This is a genomic window from Candidatus Methylobacter oryzae (assembly GCF_003994235.2).
Classification (GTDB): domain Bacteria; phylum Pseudomonadota; class Gammaproteobacteria; order Methylococcales; family Methylomonadaceae; genus Methylobacter_A; species Methylobacter_A oryzae.
Genome location: NZ_RYFG02000054.1, coordinates 1 through 5,842 on the forward strand (window position 1 = coordinate 1; position 5,842 = coordinate 5,842).

The following is a 5,842-nucleotide window of genomic DNA, read 5'->3' on the forward strand; positions in this document are numbered from 1 at the left end:
ACTTACATACCGTTGCGGGGGCAGCGTCGGCTTTGGATACCGACTTCCCGTTTAACCATTGGGTTTGAATAACCCTCCGGAACCTGAAAGCAGGGCGCATTATAGGGGGTTATGTTAATAAAGCAAATAAGTAATCGAGCTAAAGTTTTCCGGTATTTTGGAGTGCAGGCAAAGCCTGCACTCCGGATTTTAACCTTAGCTGGAAACTTATGTCCGGATACTGATAAACAGGATTAAAACCTTATCGAGCCCGTCAGCCTTAGCATGCGTGGCTCCACCGGATGCCGGAGTATGCCGTCCACCCCGTCGGCCGCTTCACCCTGTAAGCGCGACGTATAGGCGTAAGCCGTGTCGCTGCTTTTAGAGCCCAGCAGATTGAACAGGTCAAGTTCAAGTTTCAAATCCTTATGTTGATAGCCGAATCCCCAGTTCACCAGCGTCGTGTCGCCTGCGGTAAAACTGCCTGAATCGTTCAGCGGAATATCGCCAAAATGACGTAAGCGTAATGTCGTAAAGGTATGAAAGGGCAGTTGCACGACCGCTCCGGCGCTGATCACCCGGCCTACCGAATTGGTGATATGGTTCAGCTCGCGCGGCACGCCGACATAGCGCGCCTTTGAAAAAGACAGGTCGGCGTCCAGCATCAGGCTATCGTTGACTTGGTAATAATTGCTCCATTCCAGGCCATGCCGTTCGCTACGGCCGCTAGGTTCGGTTGTGCTTGCATCGCCGACGAAAATCAATTCGGAATTCACCTGCATCCACCATAGCGCCAGCGTGGAATTCAGTCCCCGAATAAACTGGCTGCGAACGCCGATTTCACCGCCGCGTGACCGCACTAAAGGCGAGACCGATTCGGCCGGATCGCCGTTGACCGGGTTAACGCGCAAGGTGGCTCCCCGTGCGTCGTTGGAATGATGGCCGTAGCCCAGGTTAACAAACACTTCGTTATCGGCCCAAGGGCCGAAAATCAGGCTGAGTTTGGGGCTCAGCAGAGAGGCGTTTCGTTGGCCGGAATTGGCCGCAAGCGTCAGGCTGTTGACATTAACATCCAAAAAATCCGCGCGTAATCCGGAAATGCTGCGGAATTTTTCCAGCCATTGAACCTGGTTTTTCAGGTAGAGCGCGACGCTGGTCTCGCTAATATCGTCCTGACGCACCGTTTGAAAAATCCGCCGTTGTTCGGTGTGGTTTAATGCCGCGCCAATGACTTCGTCATGGCGGATTTGCAAGCCTAAGCTGTTGTCGACATCTATCCCGAACCACTTGGAAAACCAGGTGTGTTCTCCGTTGCCGCCGCTTACCACGCGGCGCTCGGTTTGATGTACTTGGTCGCCTTGCTCGGGGTAGTCAAGAAAACCGGTAGGGTTCGAATAAAGATTGAGGTCGTAGTAGACAGCATAAACATTAAAATCGTTTTTATAGTTGTCGCCCCGGCTCCAAGCGTTGCCGGACAGACTGTAACGGCTGCTGTCGCCGCCGTCGGAAGGATCCATGCTGCCGTACAGGTCAAGCGTGCCGCTATCGATAGCCCGTTCCGGAATCTGGTTGGTCGCGTTCCAACTGGAATGATAGGCTTTGGCGTTGACCGACAAGCCCCAATCCTTATTGTCCTGCGTGTAGCGCAACATGCCGTTGTATTTGCCCAAGTCTTCCGGCTGTTTCCATACGCCGTTATAAGCATTGAATTCGCCGGCAGCCAACAGTTCGCCCGAACCGATTTTTGTAGAATCGGCCAATAATGTGCGGTAATAGCCGAACTCGCCGCCGGTAAATTTGAGCAGTCCTTTGGGTAAGCTACGCATCGTGTGTATACGCGAATAACCTGCCGAAGAAAAATCGCCGGCATCGGCATAATAAGGGCCTTTTCCGTAGTCGATATGGTCAACCAGTTCAGGAATTACGCTGTTCAGGTCCAGATAGCCTTGGCCGTGCGCATGACTCGGCATGTTCATCGGCACGCCGTCCACCATCGCCGAAAAATCGGTGCCGTGATCCAGGTTAAAACCGCGCAAAAAAAATTGGTTGGCTTTGCCGGAGCCGCTGTGTTGGGTTGCCAACGCGCCCGGCACCACTTCAACCAGCTCGCCGGCTCGCGCCAAGGGACGATACTTAAGCTTCGCTTGTTCGATTACGCCTTGCGATGCGGATGAGGCCACGCCCAGCAAATCGGTTGCCCGGCCTTTGACTTCCATCGTATCCAAAGTGACTGTTTCATCGGCCGATGAAGTTTGCGCCGGGATAAATCCGGCAATGATTAATGCGGTGAAGATGAGTTTTTGCATGTGTCCTCGTGCGCCGCCCGCGCAGGGTGGTTGATTTACACAACAGAGGACAAACAAAACGAGAGATGACGCAGAGCCAGACTGTCATTTTCGCTGACAGCCCTCCGCTGTACCGAATTACACTTTCGGGCCGGTCTCCGGGCTTGTAAGTGGCGTTTGCCTGAATCATCGCCTTCCCATGCGTTAGCACAGTGGCGTTTCGATGAAACTTTTACTTACATACCGTTGCGGGGGCAGCGTCGGCTTTGGATACCGACTTCCCGTTTAACCATTGGGTTTTGAATAACCCTCCGGAACCTGAAAGCAAGGCGCAATTATAGGCGGGTACGTTGATAAAGCAAGTTTACGGCGTAAACAACTTTTGAACAAAATGAAAAAATGAATTGTACGTTTATTCACCACGAAGACGCGAAAATTACAAAGAAAAAATATAAAACTTCGCGTCTTAGTGGTAAATCCGTCCTTTAAAATTTCGCAGTAAACCCTAAACGGAAACTGATCGGTTCGACCGGGTGGAAGACGTAATCATTAACGCCGTCTTGATTTTCGCCGGGCAGGCGGGACGCATAGTAATAGGTAATCCCGGCATCTTTACGATTTAGAAGGTTAAAGGCTTCCGCTTGCACACTCAGGTTTTTATTCACTTCATAACCCAACATCGCGGATAGCAGCAAGGTTGGGGCTGAAAGAGCGTCGCCGCTTTCATCCAAAGCGCGAGGGCCGAAATAACGCAAGCGCGGACCGCCGAAAAAACCGCCGAAAACATCGTGAAATGTCGCGCCTGAGGCGATAACCGTTGCTACTGAATTAGGCACGTAATTGCCGATGCCATCGACATTGTTTCGGAAACGCGAATGGGAAAAGCTGAAGTCGGCATCGAAAGTTAGCCAGTCTGTCGGCGAGTAATAGTTAGCAAACTCAAGACCGTAGCGGCGGCTGGGCCGGCTGGGCTCTGTGGTGCCGGCATCGCCGACAAACAGCAGTTCCGAATCGATGTCCAGCCACCAAAGCGCCAGCGTGCTTTGCAAGCCTTTTATCCAGGTTGAGCGCACGCCGATTTCCGAACTGTAAGTACGCACCAGCGGGGTAGCACGGGTAATGGGGTTGCCGTCGGCATCGGTTGCGCTGCCGGTGACCGGGTCGACGCGCGTGGTAATGCCGCGGGCATCGTTGCTGTGATAGCCCAGGCCGCCGTTCAGGTAAAACTCCGTGTTCGCCCAAGGACCGAAAACAACGCCCAGCTTGGGGCTGACCAAGCCGTCATAGCGTTCGCCGTTATTTTGACTTTGGCTGCTTTTCACATCGAAGCGAAAGCCGTCGAAACGCAGGCCCAGGTTGGTGCGCAACCAGTCGTTCCAATGGGTTTTATTTTCCGCATACGGGCTGATGCTGGTGACGGCGATAGTATCTTGCCGGGTAACGCCGTACTGTACTTGAGCGTGGGTCTTGGTTAAGCCGTTTTGGATGTTGTCGTTGCGTATTTGCAAGCCGAACGTCGTATCCGAATCGGCAGCGCCGATTTTGTGGAACAGGGTATGGCTGCCTTTGAAACCGGTTGTCCAGCGATCGTCGGGTTGGCCGAACTGGTCGCCGCAACTATTGAACAGGCTGGGGTCAAGTTGTCCCGGGTTCAAGCCCGCGCAACCCTCTGGGTTGTTGAGTTCGTTATTGTCCAAAAAGTAAGTGAAGTTCGAATACAGGTTCAACTTGGAATAGATTCCGTAAGCCGTCAATTTGGTTTCGCTGCCTGTATCTTGGCGATGCCATTCGCCGGTCAGGCTGTAGCGCTGGCTATTGCCGCCGTCGGTCGGGTCAATAGTGTCGAATCGGCCGATGCGTCCTTGATCCAGTGCGCGTTGGGCGATTTGGTCGGTGGATTTCCAGTCGGATTTTGTCGCCATGCCGGTAATGTTCCAGCCATGATTGCCGCGTTCTTCGCTATAGCGCAACAGGCCGTTAAATTTCAAATAGTCATTGCCGGCCGTCCATGGGCCGTTATTGTGTACAGTCTCACCGGCATACAGCAACACGCCGTCGCCCAGCTTTTCAGAGCCTGCCGCCAAGCCCCGGTAATAATCGAAACTGCCGCCGGTAAACTTGACGATATGTTCCGGCAGTTCCCTGAAATATTTGATGTTAGCCGATCCGATACTGGAAAAATCGCCGTTTTCCGCATAATGGCCGCCTTTTTTAAATTCCAGCGTTTCTATTAACTCAGGGATAAGGAAATTGGTGTCGGTCCAGCCTTGCCCGTGCGAGTGGGACAGCTGGTTAACCGGCACGCCGTCGATCTGGGTCAAAAAATCGGTGCCGTGATCCAGGTTAAAGCCGCGCAAAAAATACTGGTTGGCCTTGCCTTCGCCGCTGTGTTGCGTGGCGATCAGACCGGGGACTGTTTCCAGCACTTCGACCGGCCGGCTTATCGTCCGGTATTTAAGCTGTTCTTGTCCGATATTGCCTTGCGAGGCGCTGTCGGCAACGCCCACTTGCGAATCGCTGCGGCCGCTAATAATCATTTCATCAAGCGTTACAGATTTATTTTTATCTGCCGGCGAATCGTTCTTTTCCTGGGCATTAGCGTTGCTGCCGATAAAAACAGCAAAGATTATAACAGCCAGACGTGCAGTAAATATGCCCGCACAGTGTAGCAACAAGGTTGCGGATACAAAGCCGACGGTGTAGGAACTCAGGCTTGCCGAGGCCGACATTTCCTGTCCGTGCGCATAGCCGTGGAAAAAGGCGAAAAATGCCACAATCAACACATTAATCCGGGCGCTGAACCGTACTTTGCCGACGATAACCACGCTAAACACCAGACCGGAAAGCAGGATCATGATTTCCACGCTGGGAATAGCCAGGCTTGCCGCCGAGGCAAGTCCGCCAAGGCTCATCACGCTGACAAACGCAAGCGGTAACATCCAGATGGCCTGCCCGCGTAGTTGGGCCGCCCAGATACCTACCGCAACCATGGTGAGTAGATGATCCCATCCTTGCAACGGATGAAGAAAACCATGAATCCAATCGCTGTTAACGGCAAGAAGAAGTGTTGGAATTGTAAAGGCCGAGCAAGAAAGTAATAAAAATAGCCCCAACGAGATAAAGTATTTATGCGGAGCTTCCGGCGTATGTAACTGGGTATCGGAACCGGTTCGTAATAATGAGTCGAAGATGAATTTTTGCATTTGAGTCCTCTTGGCAATTGCTCCTGCATTCTCCATGGGGAGGTAAGGGAATGCGGGTTTTGCATGGACAACCTATCTGTCCATGCAGTCGTGCGCCGCCCGCGCATGATGGTTGACTTACACAACAAAGGACTAAAGAAAACGAGAGAAACCGCGATGTCATTTCCGCTGACAGCCCTCCGCTGTACCGAATTGTACTTTCGGGCCGGTCTCCGGGCTTATAAGTGGCGCCAGCCTGAATCATCGCCTTCCCATGACTGAACACAGTGGCGTCTCGATGAAACTTTACTTACATACCGTTGCGGGGGCAGCGTCGGCTTTGGATACCGACTTCCCGTTTAACCATTGGGTTTGAATAACCCTCCGGAACCTGAA

Annotated in this window: 2 protein-coding genes and 3 riboswitches; both genes read right to left on the reverse strand. The window is 52.7% G+C overall.

Going from position 1 to position 5,842, the window contains the following annotated elements:
• A riboswitch (cobalamin riboswitch) is annotated at positions 1 to 102 on the reverse strand. This riboswitch is flagged as partial in the annotation.
• A gap of 131 nt (positions 103 to 233) precedes the next feature.
• Entirely contained in the window at positions 234 to 2,285 is a 2,052-nt protein-coding gene (locus EKO24_RS06595; RefSeq protein ID WP_127026944.1) for a TonB-dependent receptor, read from the reverse strand.
• A 111-nt stretch (positions 2,286 to 2,396) separates the two neighbouring features.
• Positions 2,397 to 2,601, reverse strand: a riboswitch (cobalamin riboswitch).
• 148 nt (positions 2,602 to 2,749) lie between these two features.
• Complete coding sequence (locus EKO24_RS06600) at positions 2,750 to 5,467, reverse strand: TonB-dependent receptor domain-containing protein (protein WP_127026945.1); 2,718 nt, start codon at positions 5,465 to 5,467, stop codon at positions 2,750 to 2,752.
• Between the two features lie 186 nt (positions 5,468 to 5,653).
• Positions 5,654 to 5,842, reverse strand: a riboswitch (cobalamin riboswitch). This riboswitch is flagged as partial in the annotation.